Origin of the sequence: Mesorhizobium sp. Root695, assembly GCF_001428185.1 — a bacterium.
Lineage (GTDB): Bacteria > Pseudomonadota > Alphaproteobacteria > Rhizobiales > Rhizobiaceae > Mesorhizobium.
In genome coordinates this window covers 541,983-559,028 of the sequence record NZ_LMHO01000001.1, presented here as the reverse complement: position 1 = coordinate 559,028, position 17,046 = coordinate 541,983, and the positions used below count along the sequence as shown (strand labels likewise).

Annotated in this window: 14 protein-coding genes; 6 read left to right on the top strand and 8 right to left on the bottom strand. The window is 64.2% G+C overall.

Annotation, left to right across the window (positions count from 1 at the left end; genetic code table 11):
• Positions 1-11 precede the first annotated feature (11 nt).
• Positions 12-2,141: a hydantoinase/oxoprolinase family protein gene (locus ASD99_RS02710; RefSeq protein WP_156388916.1), complete on the bottom strand. Its 2,130-nt coding sequence runs from the start codon at positions 2,139-2,141 to the stop codon at positions 12-14.
• 141 nt (positions 2,142-2,282) lie between these two features.
• Here ASD99_RS02710 and ASD99_RS02705 point away from each other — a divergent pair, with 141 nt between their 5' ends.
• Complete coding sequence (locus ASD99_RS02705; protein ID WP_056589874.1) at positions 2,283-3,062, top strand: helix-turn-helix transcriptional regulator; 780 nt, start codon at positions 2,283-2,285, stop codon at positions 3,060-3,062.
• Positions 3,063-3,109: 47 nt separating this feature from the next.
• Here ASD99_RS02705 and ASD99_RS02700 read toward each other — a convergent pair whose 3' ends face one another.
• Together ASD99_RS02700 and ASD99_RS02695 are read right to left on the bottom strand one after the other, a co-directional pair.
• Positions 3,110-3,409 carry a type II toxin-antitoxin system RelE/ParE family toxin gene (locus ASD99_RS02700; protein WP_056589871.1) on the bottom strand — a complete coding sequence of 100 codons (300 nt, stop codon included), beginning with the start codon at positions 3,407-3,409 and terminating at the stop codon, positions 3,110-3,112.
• Positions 3,406-3,687 carry a type II toxin-antitoxin system ParD family antitoxin gene (locus ASD99_RS02695; protein ID WP_056589867.1) on the bottom strand — a complete coding sequence of 94 codons (282 nt, stop codon included), beginning with the start codon at positions 3,685-3,687 and terminating at the stop codon, positions 3,406-3,408. The genes ASD99_RS02700 and ASD99_RS02695 overlap by 4 nt, the downstream gene beginning before the upstream one ends.
• A 343-nt stretch (positions 3,688-4,030) precedes the next feature.
• On the opposite strand from ASD99_RS02695, the gene ASD99_RS02690 reads away from it, so the two are divergent.
• The 3 genes from ASD99_RS02690 to ASD99_RS02680 all read left to right on the top strand — a co-directional run bounded on the left by ASD99_RS02690 (position 4,031) and on the right by ASD99_RS02680 (position 9,199).
• Positions 4,031-6,205 (top strand): dehydrogenase E1 component subunit alpha/beta, encoded by a 2,175-nt coding sequence (locus ASD99_RS02690; RefSeq protein ID WP_057142699.1) that lies wholly within the window; start codon positions 4,031-4,033, stop codon positions 6,203-6,205.
• 84 nt (positions 6,206-6,289) lie between these two features.
• Positions 6,290-7,852: an ABC transporter substrate-binding protein gene (locus tag ASD99_RS02685; RefSeq protein ID WP_162256677.1), complete on the top strand. Its 1,563-nt coding sequence runs from the start codon at positions 6,290-6,292 to the stop codon at positions 7,850-7,852.
• 117 nt (positions 7,853-7,969) lie between these two features.
• Positions 7,970-9,199 (top strand): aminotransferase class III-fold pyridoxal phosphate-dependent enzyme, encoded by a 1,230-nt coding sequence (locus ASD99_RS02680; protein ID WP_082583125.1) that lies wholly within the window; start codon positions 7,970-7,972, stop codon positions 9,197-9,199.
• A 31-nt stretch (positions 9,200-9,230) separates the two neighbouring features.
• Here the strand turns inward: ASD99_RS02680 and ASD99_RS02675 are convergent, their stop codons facing one another.
• Entirely contained in the window at positions 9,231-9,968 is a 738-nt protein-coding gene (locus ASD99_RS02675; protein WP_082525546.1) for a GntR family transcriptional regulator, read from the bottom strand.
• A gap of 131 nt (positions 9,969-10,099) precedes the next feature.
• Between ASD99_RS02675 and otnK the strand changes: the two genes are divergently transcribed.
• Together otnK and ASD99_RS02665 are read left to right on the top strand one after the other, a co-directional pair.
• Entirely contained in the window at positions 10,100-11,464 is a 1,365-nt protein-coding gene (gene otnK / locus ASD99_RS02670) for a 3-oxo-tetronate kinase (protein ID WP_082583124.1), read from the top strand.
• The gene (locus ASD99_RS02665; RefSeq protein WP_057142609.1) at positions 11,464-12,102 is read left to right on the top strand and encodes a class II aldolase/adducin family protein; all 639 of its coding nucleotides are present in this window, start codon (positions 11,464-11,466) and stop codon (positions 12,100-12,102) included. Before otnK ends, ASD99_RS02665 begins: the two co-directional genes overlap by 1 nt.
• A 68-nt stretch (positions 12,103-12,170) precedes the next feature.
• Here the strand turns inward: ASD99_RS02665 and ASD99_RS02660 are convergent, their stop codons facing one another.
• Genes ASD99_RS02660 through ASD99_RS02645 form a run of 4 tightly spaced genes read right to left on the bottom strand, consistent with a single transcriptional unit; the run spans position 12,171 to position 17,046 of the window.
• On the bottom strand, positions 12,171-13,607 hold the full coding sequence (locus ASD99_RS02660) for an NAD-dependent succinate-semialdehyde dehydrogenase (RefSeq protein WP_057142608.1): 1,437 nt from the start codon (positions 13,605-13,607) through the stop codon (positions 12,171-12,173).
• Between the two features lie 17 nt (positions 13,608-13,624).
• Complete coding sequence (locus ASD99_RS02655) at positions 13,625-14,896, bottom strand: CaiB/BaiF CoA transferase family protein (RefSeq protein ID WP_056589849.1); 1,272 nt, start codon at positions 14,894-14,896, stop codon at positions 13,625-13,627.
• Positions 14,897-14,941: 45 nt separating this feature from the next.
• The gene (locus tag ASD99_RS02650; protein WP_057142607.1) at positions 14,942-15,973 is read right to left on the bottom strand and encodes an ABC transporter ATP-binding protein; all 1,032 of its coding nucleotides are present in this window, start codon (positions 15,971-15,973) and stop codon (positions 14,942-14,944) included.
• Positions 15,970-17,046, bottom strand: a complete 1,077-nt coding sequence (locus tag ASD99_RS02645) for an ABC transporter ATP-binding protein (RefSeq protein WP_082583123.1) — start codon at positions 17,044-17,046, stop codon at positions 15,970-15,972. Before ASD99_RS02645 ends, ASD99_RS02650 begins: the two co-directional genes overlap by 4 nt.

Below are 17,046 nucleotides of genomic sequence, written 5' to 3'. Positions count from 1 at the left end.
CGATCGCCCTCTCAAGCATGGGTGTAGTGCAGCAGCGTCCATTCATCGACATGGACGCGGTCCTGCGGATGAACGACGAGCGTGGTGGCGGGATGTTCGATGATGGCCGGGCCGATCACTTCGTGGCCGGGCTGCAGCAAATCCATCTCGTAGAGATTGGCCTTGTGCCAACGCCCACCAATATAGGCCTCGCGCACACCCTTGTGGGCGGCTGCCGGATTGGAGGCGCCGAGCGGCCGCTTGAGCAGCACCGGCTTGACCTTGTCGGCGGTGGCGATCAGCCCGAGTTCGGCGATGGTGAAGCCGGCCTCGCCATAACGCGACACGCGATGGTTGACTTTGGCATAAACCGCCTCGAATTCGTCGATGACTTTGCGCATGTCGTCGGCTGAGCTGACTTCGGCAAGCGGCGCCATGACTTCGACATCCTCGAGTTGGCCGGTGTAGCGCATCATCAGGAACGGCACCGTCTTGATCTTCTCACGCGCATGGCCGTCGGCGATCATCTCGTCGACCGCGGCCTTGGTCAGATCGTTCCACACTGTCGTCACCTTCGCGCCGAAAGCGGCCAGTGTGGTCTCGTCAGCGCGCGAGGGGATGTCGTGCTGCGTGGAGACGGAATGACGGCGCATGAAGTCCGCCGTGGTGCAGCCGAAGGCGGAGAAAGCAGCAGCGAACTGGAAGGTGATGATGTCCTTGAAGCCGATGCCCCTGGAGCAACCGGCCAGATGCAGCGGACCGGAACCGCCATAAGACAGCAGCGTGAATTCGGAGGGGTGGATGCCTTGGCCCGAGATGACGCGGCGCAGCGCGTTGTTGGCATCGGACTCCAGCATGTCGATCATGCCTTCTGCGGCTTCCTCCAGTCCGACGCCCAATATGTCGGAGCATTTCTCCTGGAAGGCGCGGCGCGCCTTTTCGATCTGCAGCACGACCTTGCCGCCCAGGAAATAATGCGGGTTCAGGCGACCGAGAATGGCGTCGCAGTCGGCGATGGTGGGTTCGGTGCCGCCACGATCGAAACAGATTGGGCCAGGATCAGAGCCGGCGCTTTCCGGTCCGAGGCTGACCTTCTTGGTCAACGGATCGACCTTGAGGATCATGCCGGCGCCGGCGCCAATGGTGTCGAGATGCAGCGTCGGCACGTTGAGCTTGAAACGGTCCATCAGCGGCTCGTTCTCGATCCGCGTCTGGCCGCGCGTGATGACCCCCATATCGAAGGAGGTGCCGCCCATGTCCGAGCAGATCAGCGAATCATTGCCGATCAGTTTGCCGACATACGCAGCACCCAGGATGCCGCCGATCGGGCCGGAGATCATGGTTTCATGCAGGCGCGGATGGTTGATCGAGGTCAGGCCGCCGAAGGAGAGCAGCGTCTGCACGCCATATTTGAAGCCGTACTTCTTCGAGACGTCCTCGATACCCCTAAGCTGCTTGCGGCCACGCGAGGTGGCGTAAGCTTCGATCAGCACCGAGTTCAGCCGCGACTGCTCGCGGATGACCGGCCGGACCTCATGGCTGGTGTAGACGATGATGTCGGCGCCGGCCTTCTCGACCTCCTCGCGGCAGATCTCGGCGATGCGCTTCTCGTGCACCGGATTGACGTGCGAGAAGATGGTCATGATGCAGATCGCCTCGACCTTGTCGGCGATCAGTTTTTTCGCGGCGGCGGAGACCTCGTGTTCGTAGAGCGGCAGCACGATGTCGCCGAACTGGTCGATGCGCTCGGTCACGCCATGGGTGCGGCGGCGCGGCACCAGCGGATCGGGATGATGGTGGGTGACCGCATGAAGCCGGTCGGCATAGGAATAGTCGGCCCAGGCCTGCAGGCCGCGGCCCATCAGGATCATGTCCTCGAGGCCCTTGGTGGTGATCAGGCCGAGCCGGCGGCCAGTGCGCGACAACAGCGTGTTGAGCATGCCGGTGCCCGAATAGAGCACGACGTTGACGCCTGAGAACAGCGATTCCAGCGAGATGCCCCAGGCATCCGCGGCATCCTCGGCCGAGGCCAGGAAACCCTCGGCTTCGTTCTTCGGCGTGGTCGCCGATTTGCCGATCTTGAAGTGGCCGTCCTGATCGACAAGGATCGTGTCGGTCATGGTGCCGCCGGCGTCGATACCGATGACGATTGGATTGCCAATGATTGGACTGGTCAGGTTTGGCTGGGTCACGGTCGCCTCGGATCTGGTCTAGGTTGACGCAAGGCTAGATTCATTGGGCGGCCTCGCGCCATATGCCTAAAGACACAATGACGGTTGGGCTGAGATCGCCGAGAAAAGGGAATGCGCATGGGGACCATCTGGGCGCCGCTCGCCAACGCGATCGCCGCAATCGGCACGGACAGGCATGTCGACTGCCTGATCGATCTGATCGGCGCCGACATCGAGCACGACCTCGTAACGGTGACGCGCTACTCGGCGACGCAAACGCCAGAGTTCATCAAGCACCGGCGCTTCTCTGACGAGATGGTCCGGCGCTATCTCGACAACTACTATGTCTTCGACCCGTTCTATGCCTCGTGGCGGCGCGAGCGAAGGCTGGGCATCATGCCGCTGAAACGGCTTGCCGACGACGAAGCCAAGCGCGGCCAGTACATTGCCGGCTTCCTGGCGCAGTCGGAGATTTGCGACGAAGTCGGCATCATGCTTGCCGACGGCGGCGACTGGTGCCTCGGCATCTTCCTCGACCGCTCGATCACTTCGTTCAAGGAGAGTGAGATCGCGCTGCTGGATGAGCGGCTGCCGGTGTTCGAGGCGTTGCATGCGCTCGACATCAAGGCGCGCGGAACCGAATTCTCCCGCACATCGGCGCCGACAGGCCCCGGCGCCTCGCCCCGGCAGGAGCCGACCATCCCAGCCAGCCTGTGGCCGGAGCTGTCGCTGCGCGAGCGGGAACTTGTCCAGCTGATCCTTGCCGGCCATCCGACGGCGAACATCGCCGAGCGTCTCGGCATTACAGTCGGCACCGTCAAGAACCATCGCCGGCGCATCTACGAGAAGCTCGACATCACCACGGAGCGGGAATTGTTTTTGCAGTTCTTCCAGCACCTGGTGGATCGCTAGCCGGGGTTCACGCGACCATCCGATTCACGACTCTTTCCCGTGGCAGATTACAGCTCGTCCTCCCAATTGGCCCCGCCATAGAACACGCGGAAAATCACCACTTGGTCGGATTCCACGGTAAAGGTCACCGTCACACGGCGCTCGAAACCGATGACCCGAAGCCCCGGCCGCAGATCGTCACGGCGTGTTCCTCGCTCCGATGCGTGGTCAAGCCCCCGGCAATGGGCTTCGATCCGCTCGATGTAGCGCATTGCCGTGGCGTTGCCGGCGGCCGACGCGATGGTGTCGTATATCCAACGCAAGTCCGCTAGCGCTTCCGGCGACAGAACAACATGCCGACGCTTCACACATCCCCCTTGAGACGGGCAGCGTGATGAGCGCGGATACTGTCAAAACCCTGGTCGGCTGGGATCACTCGGGAAGGATCCGCCTTCCATCTGTCATAGGTCGGCACGACTTCCTCGCGTAGCCAGCGCTCTACGGCAGCGTCGCGCTCTTGCAGGGCGCGAAGCCCGGCGCGGATCACTTCGCTGCTGGTCGCGTAGGTTCCCGTTTTCACGAGATGATCGATGAAAGCAGCCTGCTCTGCTGGCAGGCTGAAGGTGCGTTTTTCGGTAGCGGCCATGATTTCTCCTACAACGTCGGTGTGATTATATCATACCGACGCGGAGTCGCACCTGAAATCTGACGCCGTGATCCGGCGAGGATGCCGACATGCTTGCTTGAGGGTGTTGCTTTCACCGCAATCCGGCATTCGGCTCAAGAGTGAAATGACCTGAATGCAGGCTTCAAAATTCCTCTTGCGGAACGCCGCCGTCCCGGCTTAGTCTCGACTTCGCACTGAAAATGAAATTTAATTCCATTTGTGTGATGCCCGCAAGACAGTGCAGTGCCCCAGGAAAAACAACCCACCGCAATCGACTGAGAAAATATTTGATATATCATCTACCAGAATGGAAATAGCTGACATGGTCCAGCAGACATCGATCCAGCCATCGGCGCCCTGGTTGCGGCTCGACGTCGACGATTCGGACTGGAACGACGCCGAGGTTTCGAGCCTGGTGCGCTGGTATCACCAGATGCTGCTCATCCGCCGTTTCGAGGAAAAAGTGCTCGACCTCGCCAATGCCGGGCTGGTGCATGGTCCGGCACATGCCAGCATCGGCCAGGAGGCGACGGCGGTCGGGGCGATGTCCGTGCTCGGCACCGGCGACCGCATCAACGGCACCCACCGCGCCCATCACCAGGTGCTGGCCAAGCTGGTCAACGCACAGACGCCAGGCGGTTTCGATCCCCTTCACGACGCCTTCAACCCCGACATGCAGGGCTCGGTTCGCGGCCTGATGGCCGAGATCATGGGTCTCACCGCAGGCTACTGCGGTGGCCGTGGCGGCTCGATGCATATGCGCGACGACGCCTCGGGGATTCCTGGCACCAGCGCCATTATCGGCGGCAACCTGCCGCACGCGGCCGGCTACGCGCTCGCCGACAAGCTGCTCGGCACCGGTAACATCTCGGTCGCCTTCTTCGGCGACGGCACGATGATGGCGGGGCCGGCCTATGAGGCGATGAACATCGCCGCGCTCTACCGACTGCCGGTGATCTTTTTCGCCGAAAACAATCTCTATGCCGTCTCGACACACATCAACGAGCAGACGCGCGAGACGCGACTGGCCTCGCGTGGGCCGATGCTTGGCTTTCGCGGCATCGAATGCGACGGCATGGATGTGGTGGCGGTTCACCATGCCATGCGCGAGGCGCGCCGGACGATCGAGGAGGACGGAGGCCCGGTGCTGGTCGAGGCGCTCTGCTACCGGTTTTTACATCAGAGCGGCGCCCGCCCAGGCAGCGAATTCGGCTACCGCACGCGCGCCGAGGAAGACGCCTGGAAAGCGCGTGACCCGCTTACCACCATGGCGGCTCGCCTGAAGACGATGGGCATTTTGAACGCTTCCGACCTCGGCACACTCGACCAGCGCGTCATGGAGGTGGTCAACAGCGCCGCCGATTCCTTGACCGAGATGAGCGGCAACGCGCCGCGCATTCCGGACCATCTGTGGCCGAACCCAAGCGACGTCGACAACCAGATCCGCGGCGATCTTTCCGAACTCAGGGATAAGCGTTTCCTCGAGATCGAGGATGTTCCGCCGGCCGAGACCAAGCCGGTCAAATTCATGGTTGCCGCGTCCGAGGTGATTGCCCGCGCCATGGAGCAGGACCCGCGCATCATCATCATGGGCGAGGATGTGCATCGGTTGCGCGGCGGCGTTTCAGGCGCCACCAAGGGCGCGCTGGAGCGCTGGCCGGAGCGTGTGCTGGCGATGCCGATCGCCGAGAACGGTTTTGTCGGCGTGGCGCTGGGTGCAGCGCTTTGCGGTCTGCGGCCGATCGTCGAGATCATGTTCGGCGACTTCTGCCTGGTTGCCGCCGACCAGCTGTTCAACGCGGTCAGCAAGGTGCGCCACATGTTCGGCGGCGGTTTCCCGGTGCCGATCGTGGTCAGGGTCCGCGTCTCGCCGCACACCGGCTACGGTTCGCAGCATTCGGGCGATCCGTCCGGACTGTTTGCCCTATTTCCCGGCTGGCGCATCGTCGCACCGACGACGCCCTTCGACTATATCGGCCTGATGAATTCAGCGCTGAAATGCGACGATCCGGTCGTCGTTATCGAGCATGTCGAACTGTTCCCGAGCGAGGGGCCTGTGCCTGCGGATGACCGCGACTATTGCGTGCGGCTCGGCAAGGCGAAGATCGTCAGGGCGGGCAGCGCCTGCACCTTGCTCACCAGCGCCAGCATGGTTGCCAGCGCCAGCCAGGTGGTCGAGGAAACCGGCATCGACGCCGAGATCATCGACCTGCGCAGCCTTGACCCGACCGGGCTAGACTGGCCGCTGGTGGAAGCCTCTATCCGCAAGACCAACCGGGTGGCCGTCGTCGAACAGGTGCAGCGTGGACTGTCGCTTGGCGGACGACTGACACAGGAGATTCAGGATCGCGTGTTCGACTATCTCGATCACGAGATCCTGCATGTGACGGGAAGCCTCTCGGCTCCCGTCGTATCGGCCCCGCTCAACCGCGCCGCACTGGGCGGCGCTGAAAAGCTCAAGGCCGCGCTTCAATCCCTCACTGCCGTGGGTGGATAGAGCGAACGCATTGCCACAAAGATCCGACAAGAAAATGGGAGAACTGACATGACCATCCTACCGAGAAACAAGACCAGGGCGACGATGCTGGCTGCCGTGCTGCTGGCCACCAGCGCCTTCTGGGCGCCGGCCACGTTCGCGCAGGACAGCAAGCCGCTGGTCATCGCGCGCAATATCGACCTCAACTCGCTCGATCCGCACCGCGCCTTCTGCGACACCTGCCAGATCTACAATTCCAGCGTCTATGAATCGCTGCTGACGCTGGACAAGGACAACAAGCTGATCCCGCTGCTCGCCTCGAAGTGGGAAGGCAATGCCGACCAGACCAGCTTCACCTTCACGCTCGACCCGGCCGCCAAATTCTCGGACGGTTCGCCGGTCGAGGCCAAGGACGTCAAATGGTCCTGGGAGCGGCTGAAGAACCTCAAGGGCAGCGCCTCGTTCCTGATGGACAATGTGGCTTCGATCGAGACCCCGGACGCGCATACGGTCGTCGTCAAGATGGTCGCGCCGAGCTCCGAATTCCTCAACATCGCGGCGGCGCCCTACGCAGCGGTCGTCAACAGCAAGGTCGCTTCCGAAGCCGGCGCCAAGGCCGATGCGGACGCCTCGACCACGGACAATGCCGAGGCCTGGTTCCTGGCGCATTCGGCCGGTAGCGCGCCCTTCGTGCTGAAGTCCTATGAGCCCAATTCGGAACTGCGGCTGGCGCGAAATGACAAATACTGGCGCACGGCGCCGGCGCTGAGCGAAGTCGTCATCCGCCAGACCAAGGACGCGGTGGCGCAGGCGCAGATGCTGCAGAGCGGCACCGCCGACATCGCCATGCAGATCGACCCGGACACGGCCAAGACGATGACCGGCAGCGACGTCAAGATCGAGACCGTGCCGTCTTACAACTTCATCTATGTGGCGCTGTCGCCCGGCGCCAAGGCCAACAAGGTGCCCCTGACGCCCGAAGTGCGCGAGGCGATCTCGCTCGGCCTCGACCGTCCGAGTATCCTGGACTTCACCATTGGCTCCGAGGGCCAGTTGATCAGCGCGCCGATTCCGCTTGGCTTCCCCGGCGGCTCGGGCTTCGAGGCGCAGCCCTATGACGTCGCCAAGGCAAAGGAACTTCTGGCCAAGGCCGGCCATGCCGACGGTTTTGAGATGGAAGCTGCCTTCCCGGGCATGAACGTCTACGGCGTCGATCTCTCGCTGTTGATGCAGAAGGTCCAGCAGGATCTGGCCAAGATCAACATCAAGCTCGACCTGCAACCGATCCCCTTCGCCAACTGGCGCGAACGCGTCAATGGCGACGGCATCCCGATGACGGCGGTGTTCTACGCGCCGGACTATTACGGCACGTCGCAATACATCGATTATTTCGCCATGACCAAGGGCAGCCCGTGGTCGCGCCGCGCCGGCGCGGAGCGCGACCCGTCGGTGCTCAATCCGAAGGAAGCTGATATCTACAAGGCAGCCCTTGCGGCAAGCGGCGACGAGGCCGCCAAGCTGTGGCACCAGGCCGGCGAGGAGATGATCAAGGACAGGATCATCCTGCCGCTGATCAGCCCGAACCTGATCCTGGCCTACAAGTCGGACGTCAAGGGCGTGCGCTACAGCGCCTGCTGCAACCTGCCGCTGGCGGAGCTTAGCCACTGAGCGAAAAGATGCGGGAGGCGGCCAGCCGTCTCCCGCATCCTCATCCTGGACGATCAGCAAATCCTGTTCTTTCAGCACCAAAACAAATATATGATATATCAATACGGAGACCTCGCTATGCCTTCCCTGATCAACTCCAAGGACCAGTTGCTGCGCGAGCGTGCGGCCTCGGTCATTCCGGGCGGCATGTGGGGACACATGGCAACGCGCTATCTCGGCTCCGCCTATCCGCAGTTCTTCGAGCGCGCCGACGGCTGCCGGGTCTGGGACGTCGATGGGCGCGAATACATCGACCTGATGTGTAGCTGGGGTCCCAACATTCTCGGCCATCATCACCAGGCGGTCGAAGCCGCAGCCGAGCGGCAGCGTCGCCTCGGCGATGCGATGAACGGCCCGGGCGAGGTACTGGTCGAGCTTGCGGAGTTGCTGGTCAACACCGTCGCGCATGCCGACTGGGCGATGTTGCAGAAGAACGGCACCGACGCCACCACGGCCTGCGTGACGATCGCGCGTGCCGGTACCGGCCGGCGCAAGGTTCTGGTGGCGCGCGGCTCCTATCATGGCGCGGTGCCGTGGTGCACGCCATCACTGGCCGGCGTCACCGCCGAGGACCGCGCCCATCTGATCCATTTCGACTACAATGACGTTGCCGGCCTGGAGGCCGCCGTCGAGCAGGCCGGAGATGATCTTGCAGCGGTCGTCGTCACCGCCTTCCGGCACGACATCGCCCGCGACCAGGAATTGCCGACCGCCGCCTTCGCCAAACGGGCGCGCGAACTCACCACCGCCGCCGACGCAGCACTGATCGTCGACGATGTCAGGGCCGGTTTCCGCATCGATCTCGCCGGCAGCTGGGAGCCGCTCGGCGTACGGCCGGACCTGTCCGCCTTCTCGAAGGCGATCGCCAATGGCTATCCGCTTGCCGCGATCACCGGCACCGACCGGTTCCGCGAGGCCGCGACCAAGGTCTATTTGACGGGGTCGTTCTGGTATGGCGCCGTCGCCATGGCCGCCGCGATCGCCACCATCAACACGCTGCGCGATACCGATGCGATTGCCCGCATGACGCAGGCCGGCGACAGACTGCGCTCAGGCCTCGATGCGGCAGCGAAGAAGCATGGCCTGTCGCTGCGCCAGACCGGTCCGGCGTCGATGCCGATGGTGCTTTTCGATGGCGATACAGAGTTCAAGCTGGCGAGCGCCTTCTGCTCGGCGGCGTTGCGCGAAGGCGCCTATTTCCATCCCCGGCACAACATGTTCCTGAGCGCCGCGCACACCGAAAAAGACATCGATCTCGCCCTGCAGGCTGCCGATGCCGGCATGGTCGCAGCCGCGCAGGTGGCGTGACCGGCGCATGCGGAGGAGGGAAGAAATTCGCTCAGCCGGCGGCCGACACCAGTCGGCCGTTCTGCGCCGCGCGGCGCAGTTCCTCGGGCGTGACCGCACCGTCGTTCAACCGTTCGAGAACCTTGACCAGCAGGCGGCCGCCTTCGATCATGTCCTGCTGAATGCCCTTGCGCACGCCGTTCTCGTCGCGCGCCCGCAGCGCATCGAGGATGTCGAGGTGCCGGTGGCGGCCGTCATAGGTCGGCCTCGCATGCGGGTATTGATAGTTCACCAGCGGTCCGTTGCGCAGCCAGATGCCTTCGATGATCGCCAGCAGCTCCGGCATTTGCGCCGCCTGGTAAATCGAGTGATGGAATTCCCAATTGTCACGGACGGCTTCGAACCAGCGGCCATTGTCCTCGTCGGCGATCAGCCTGTCATGCACGGCCGCCAGGCGGTCGATCTCACGCGGCTCGATGCGGGTCGTCGCCGCGGCACCCGCCATGCCTTCGAGATGCAGCCGGATGCTGCGCAGCTCCAGATACTGGGCCAGCGACAGCTGGGCGACGGTGATCGAGCGGCCGGCCTCCATCTCCAGGCCTTTCTCGCGCACCAGCTGCATCAGCGCCTCGCGCACCGGCGTCTCAGACACCTGAAGGCTGGCGGCGAGGTCGCGGATCTTGAAGCGATGGCCCGGCCAGAAACGGCCTTCCATCATGGCGCGGCGAAGCTCCTCATAGACACGCGTCGTCAAATTGTCGCGCGCGATCGGCGCGATAGAAGCAGTCACATCCGCACTCCGTTCTTGCAACAGCGCAGGCGTCGCCTGCGTCGCGTGGGCTGTGTATATGATACCACGAATGGCCTGACCACCGACATGAGACGAGCAGCCCAGAAACGGCCAGCCATGAGACGGGCCGCATGACCGCGTCGATGCCTTCCCTGCTGTTCGGCGCCATTGCCGACGATCTGACCGGCGGCACCGAGCTGGCGTCGATGCTGGTGGCGCGCGGCATTCCGACGGGATGCACGGTCGGACTGAACGCCCCGATCCCATCAGGCAATCTTGCCCATGTGATCCTGCTGAAGACCCGCGTCATCGCGGCCAGCGATGCGGTGCGTCAGGTGCTCGAAGCGGCTGACCGGCTGGTCGAAGCGGGCGCGCGGCAGATCTTCTTCAAATACTGCGCCACCTTCGATTCGACACCCGCCGGCAATATCGGCCCCTGTGCCGAGGCGCTGCTCGAACGGCTCGGCGGCGGCGTGACGCTGTTCACACCGGCACTGTGTGAAACCGGCCGCACCGTCTATCAGGGGCATATGTTCGGTGGCGTCCAGTTGCTGGGTGAATCGCCCAAGCGCTTCGATCCGCTGACGCCGATGACCGATTCCAATCTGGTTCGTGTGCTGCAGGCGCAAAGCAAGGGCAAGGTCGGGCTGGTGCCGTACCTGGTCGTAGATTCCGGCGCTGAAACTATACGCAACGCCGTGCGCCAGCAGACCGCGCGAGGCGAGACGCTGCTGCTCACCGACACGATCCGCGAGCGCGACCTGGCGGCGATCGCGGAAGCCGCCTTCGACCTGCCGCTGATGACCGGCAATTCGTCAGTCGCAGCGCATCTGCCGCCGGCCTGGCTGATGCATGGATTGCTGAATTCAGGCGATCTCCTTGCCGCCAGCCTGCCGGCCATCGAAGGGCCAGCGGCGGTGCTGGCCGGCAGCGTCGCCGACCGCACCATCGAGCAGCTCGAACGCTTCGCTGAGAATAACCCATTGCTGACAATCGACCTTGCCAACGCCTTTGCTGGCGCCGATGTCGTGGCCGAAGCACGTGCCTTCGCCCGGAGGCATTTGCCCGGTGCGATGATCGCGATTGCCACGACCGCTCCACAGGCGACGGTCGAAGCCCTGCAGCAGGCACACGGTCGCGATGTGGTAGCGGCGAAGGCAGAAGAGATACTGGCCGGGATTGCAGAGATCCTGGTGCGCGAACTCGGCGTGCGCCGGCTGGTCGTCGCGGGCGGCGAGACCGCCGGTTCGGTGGTCAAGGCGCTCGGCATCGACCGGATCGCCATGGGCGCCTATGAAGGCCCCGGACTGTCGCGCGCCGTCGCCCACCTCCCCGGCCTGCCATCTGACCCACTGGCGCTGATGCTGAAATCGGGAAAGCTCGGCGGCCCCGACATCTTCACCGAAGTTTTGCAAGACATGAAACGCCCGAGCACTATTGCGCCGGCAATCGACACATGGCCCCCTTCAAGGGCCACGACAGGGAAAGTATCGTGATGGATACCGAGACCGCTCGCGCCCGGCTGATCGCCGCGACTGAGACGCTGGACGCCAGCGGGATGAATGTCGGCACCACCGGCAACATCAGCGTACGCACGACAAGCGGCATGCTGATCACGCCGACGGGAATAGCCACGAGCGCTTTGCGGCCGGAGCAGATGGTGGCGATGCAGTTCGATGGATCCTGGGGGGGCGCATTCCGGCCGTCGAGCGAATGGGAGATGCATGCCGAGATCTACAAGGCTTTTCCAGAGGCCGACGCCGTCGTGCATGCCCATCCCGACCATTGCGTGGCGCTGTCGTGCCTGCGCGAGCCGCTGCCGCTGTTCCACTACATGGTGGCGGGCTTCGGCGGCGATGATGTGCGCTGCTCGGACTATGCGCTGTTCGCGTCAAGCGAACTGGCCAGGGTTGCCGTCGTGGCGCTCAAGGGCCGCACGGCCTGCCTGCTCGCCAATCATGGCATGATCGCCTTCGGCGGCGATCTCGACACGGCGCTCGTCCGCACCGTCAAGCTGGAAACCCTGGCGCGGCAGTATCTTCTGGCGCGCAGCGCCGGCACGCCGGTGCTGATCGAGGGCACCGAGCTCGCCGCCATTCGCGGGCGCTACAAGAATTACGGCCAGCAGAAGTAGTGCATGTCGCCCAAAGATGCGCAGCGGTCTTGGGAGAACGATATGCACCGCAAACGACAGCGGCCTGCTCAGTCGACCTGCAGGTGCGACACGAACTTGCTGTTGAGGTAGCTCTCCAGCGCATCGGCGCCGCCCTCGGTGCCATTGCCGGAATCGTTGATGCCGCCGAACGGCACCTCCGGCAGGGCCAGGCCATAATGGTTGATCGACACCATGCCGCTGGCGATGCCGGACGACATCTTTGCCGCGCTCGCCGCCGAGCGGGTGAAGCCATAGGCGGCAAGGCCGTAGTTCAGCCGGTTGGCTTCGGCCAGCGCTTCATCCAGTCCATTGACCGGGGTCATCATCGCCAGCGGGCCGAACGGCTCCTCGTTCATGGCGCGGGCGTCGGTCGACACACCCGACAGGATGGTCGGCTCGAAGAAATAGCCTGAATTGCCGATGCGCTTGCCGCCGATGACGAGTTCCGCACCTTTCTGCACGGCGTCGTGGACCAGTTCCTCCATCGCCTGCACGCGGCGCGGGTTTGCGAGCGGTCCCATGGTCGTGCCTTTGGCAAGACCGTCACCGACCTTGATCTGGCGCGTCGCCTCGGCGAAGCGGCCGACGAAATCGTCATAGATCGCATGATCGACAAGAAAGCGCGTCGGCGCGACGCAAATCTGGCCAGCATTGCGGAATTTGGATGCAACCATCGAGCGCGCGGCGCGGTCGAGATCGGCGTCGGGCAGGACGATCACTGGTGCGTGGCCGCCGAGCTCCATCGTCGCCCGCTTCATGTGCAGTCCGGCCAGAGACGCCAGTTGCTTGCCGACCGGCGTGGAGCCGGTGAACGAGATCTTGCGGATCACCGGATGCGGAATGAGATAGGTGGAGATTTCGGACGGCGTGCCATAGACGAGGTTCAAGACACCGTCGGGCAGGCCGGCATCGACGAAGGCGCGCACCAGTTCGGCGGGCGAGGCCGGTGTTTCCTCCGGTCCCTTGATGATGATCGAGCAGCCGGCGGCAATTGCGGCCGACAATTTGCGCACCGCCTGGTTGAGTGGAAAGTTCCACGGTGTGAAGGCGGCCACAGGGCCGACAGGTTCCTTGACCACCGACTGGCTGACACCCTCAAGACGCGCCGGCACGATGCGGCCATAGGAACGTCGCGCCTCCTCGGCGAACCACTCGATGATGTCGGCGGCGGCAAAGGCCTCCATGCGCGATTCGGCGATCGGCTTGCCCTGTTCCAGCGTCATCAGCGTGGCGATGTGCTCGTTGCGCTCGCGCAGGATGATGGCGGCCTTGCGCATCAGCTTGGAGCGGTCGAAGGGCGAGACGCGCCGCCAGGCCTCGAACCCTTTGGCGGCGGCAGCGAGCGCCTCGTCGAGATCGTCGATACCAGCATGAGCGAGCGAGCCGAGTTCGGCCTCCGTGGACGGATTGACGATCGCCATGGTGCGGCCGTCTCGGGCCGGGCGCCACGCGCCGTGGATGTGCAGCAGCACGTTCTTGTACATGTCAGACTCCCTGTAGATCAGGCGGGGATAGGCTCGGCGGCCGGCGTATAGACGCCGACGGCCCCAGTGCCGATCAGTTGGTCGATGGTCTCGGCGCTGTAGCCGAGTACGTCGGCCAGCACGGATTGCGTGTCCTGTCCCAGCATCGGCGGCGCGGTGAAGTCGGCGGTCAACTGCGCGGCCAGCCCCTGTGCCGGGCGCACCATGGCGACGGAGCCGAGATGCGGATGCGGCAAGGTCTGGACGAGGCCACGCTCGCGCACGTTGGGGCTGTCGAAGACTTCCGGTATCGACTTGACCGTGCCGGCCGGCACGCTGGCGGCGGCACAGGCTGCCATCCAGTGGTCGCGCGTCCTGGCCTTGAAGACGGCGGCAAGCTGCGGGATCAGCGCCTCGCGGTTGGTGGCACGCGCCCCTGCCTTGATGAAGCGCGGATCCTTGGCCAGATCTGGCAAGTCCACAACCTGCACGCACAGCGCCGCGAACTGGCGGTCGTTGCCTACGGCCAGAGCGAAGCCGCCATCGGAGGCATCGAATATCTGATAGGGAACAACCGTCGGATGGGCATTGCCGTAGCGGGCGACCTCGCGCCCGGTGTTGAGGTAACCGCTGCCGACATTGATCAGCAGGCTGAGCGCGCAGTCGATCAGCGACAGGTCGAGGAACTGACCCTTGCCGGTCGTCGCGCGCTCGTATAGCGCTGCCAGGATCGACTGCGTGGCGACCATGCCGCAGACGATGTCGGTGATGGCGACGCCGACACGCATCGGTTCGCCATCGCTCTCGCCGGTGATGGCCATCAGGCCGCTTTCGGCCTGCATGACGAAATCATAGCCGGGCCGTCCGGCATCGGGGCCGGTCTGGCCGTAGCCGGAGATCGAGCAGTAGATCAGGCCCGGATTTGAGGCACTGAGTTCCTTAAAACCGACGCCAAGGCGATCGGCGGTGCCGGAGCGGAAATTCTCGACGACGATGTCGGCCTTGGCCGCAAGTTCGCGCACGATCGCCAACCCCTCAGAGCTCTTCATGTCGAGTGCAATGCTCTGCTTGCCGCGATTGGCGCAGAGATAGTAGGTCGAGACACCCTTGTAGCTCGGTACCGACCACGCCCTGGTGTCGTCGCCGCCGTCAATGTTCTCGATCTTCCAGACCTCGGCGCCGAGGTCAGCAAGGCTCATCGTCGCCCATGGACCGGCGAGCACACGCGAGAGATCGAGAACCTTGATGCCTTCGAGCGGCAGGCGCTCGTGGCCTGCCGCACCGGCATTTCTGGGTTGGTTTTCGGTCAAATCAGAATCCTTCACGGGTAATTCGGCTGTTGTCTCGCAGGGTTGTCAGACAGCCCTGAAAGTGTTGACCGGCTCCGGAAAATGACAGGCGACGCGATGCGGACCACCAGCCGGATCGAGCGGTGGTTCGACGGCAGCGCAGATCGCCTGGGCCTTGAAGCAGCGCGTGCGGAAGCGACAGCCGGATGGCGGGTTGAGCGGGCTCGGCACATCGCCAGTCAGCACGATCCGCTCGCGCTTGCGCTCCTTCTCGGGGTTGGCGAGCGGCACAGCCGACAGCAGCGCCTGGGTATAGGGGTGCAGCGGCCTGGAATAGAGTTCGGCCGCGGGCGCGATCTCGACGATCTTGCCGAGATACATCACCGCGACCTGATGCGAGATGTGACGCACGACCGAGAGGTCATGGGCGATGAACAGATAGGATGTGCCGAAGGACTGCTGGATATCCTTGAGCAAGTTGAGCACGCCGGCCTGCACCGAAACGTCGAGGGCCGAAACCGGCTCGTCGAGGATCACCACTTGCGGGTTCAGCGCAAGCGCCCGGGCGATAACCACCCGCTGGCGCTGGCCGCCGGACAGTTCGTGCGGATAGCGCTTGCCATGCTCAGGATTGAGCCGCACCAGTTCGAGCAGTTCGGCGACGCGCGCGCGGCGGTCGGCCGCCGACATTTCGCTCATGCGCAGCGGCTCGGCGATGTTGTCGGCAATGCACATGCGCGGATGCAGCGACCCGTACGGATCCTGGAAGACCAGCTGGATGTAGCGCCGCATCAGGCGCATGTCCTCGTGGTTGAGGGCGAGCAGGTTCCGGCCACGGAACCAGCTTTCGCCGCTGGTTGGCTCGATCAGCCGCATCAGGCAGCGCCCGAGGGTCGACTTGCCGCAACCGGATTCACCGACTAGGCCCAGCGTTTCGCCAGGTGCTACGTCGAACGAGACATCGGCGACCGCACGGACATGGGCAACGGCGCGGTCGAAGACGAGGCCGCCGCGAACTGGAAAGTCCTTGACGAGATGGCGAACCGACAATGCCGGCGCCGGTTTGGTTTCTGCCTGGAGTTGCTCCGCTGCGCTCATGGGGCCACGCTTGCACTGTCCAGACTTGCCGCCGCCATCGAGGCGCTGTGGAAGGGCGGCAAGGTCGTCGCGAAATGACAGGCCGAAAACCGGCCGCCTATATCGTGCAGCGGCGGATCCTCGGTCCGGCAGCGTGCCTCGGCATAGATGCAGCGCGGATGGAAGGCGCAGCCGCCCGGCAAGCGCCCAAGTGCGGGCGGCGAGCCGTCGATCGAAAACAGCCGCTCGCGGCTTTCCTCAAGGTTGGGGATCGAGGCGATGAGGCCACGCGTGTAGGGGTGGCGCGGATCGGCGAACAGCTCAGACACGCCAGCCTGTTCGACGACGCGGCCGGAATAGACGACCGCGACGCGGTCGGCATGACCGGCAACGACGCCGAGATCATGGGTGATCAGCACCAGGCCAAGGCCGAGCCGCTCCTGGAGCGAGCGCAACACCGACAGAATCTGCGCCTGCACGGTGACATCGAGCGCCGTGGTCGGCTCGTCGGCGATCAACAGGTCGGGATCGTTGGCGACGGCCATGGCGATCACGGCGCGCTGGCGCATGCCGCCGGAGAATTCATGCGGATACTGGTTGACCCGGCGCTCCGGCTGCGGGATCGCCACCAGATGGAGCAATTCCACGGCGCGCGCCATCGCCTGTTTGCGCGTCACGCGCTGATGCAGCCTGACCGCCTCGGCGATCTGCGCGCCGACGGTCATCACCGGGTTGAGTGAGGACAGCGGGTCCTGAAAAATCATAGCGATGCGCGCGCCCCTGATCTTGCGCATCTCGCGTGACGATTTGCCGACCAGTTCGTCGCCGTTGAAGCGGACCGAGCCGGTGACCACCGCGTTCTTGGAGGTTAGGCCGAGCGCGGCGAGCATGCCGACGGACTTGCCCGAGCCGGACTCGCCGACAATGCCGACCACCTCGCCCTTGGCGACATCGAGGTCGATGCCGCGCACCGCCTCGAACTGATCGCCCGCCCGCCGGAACCCGACCCGCAGGCCGCGTATGGACAGCAGCGGCTCGCGGTCAATGGCGCTGTTGATCGCGCCCGGTCGCGCCGAAGATATCTGTGCGCTCAT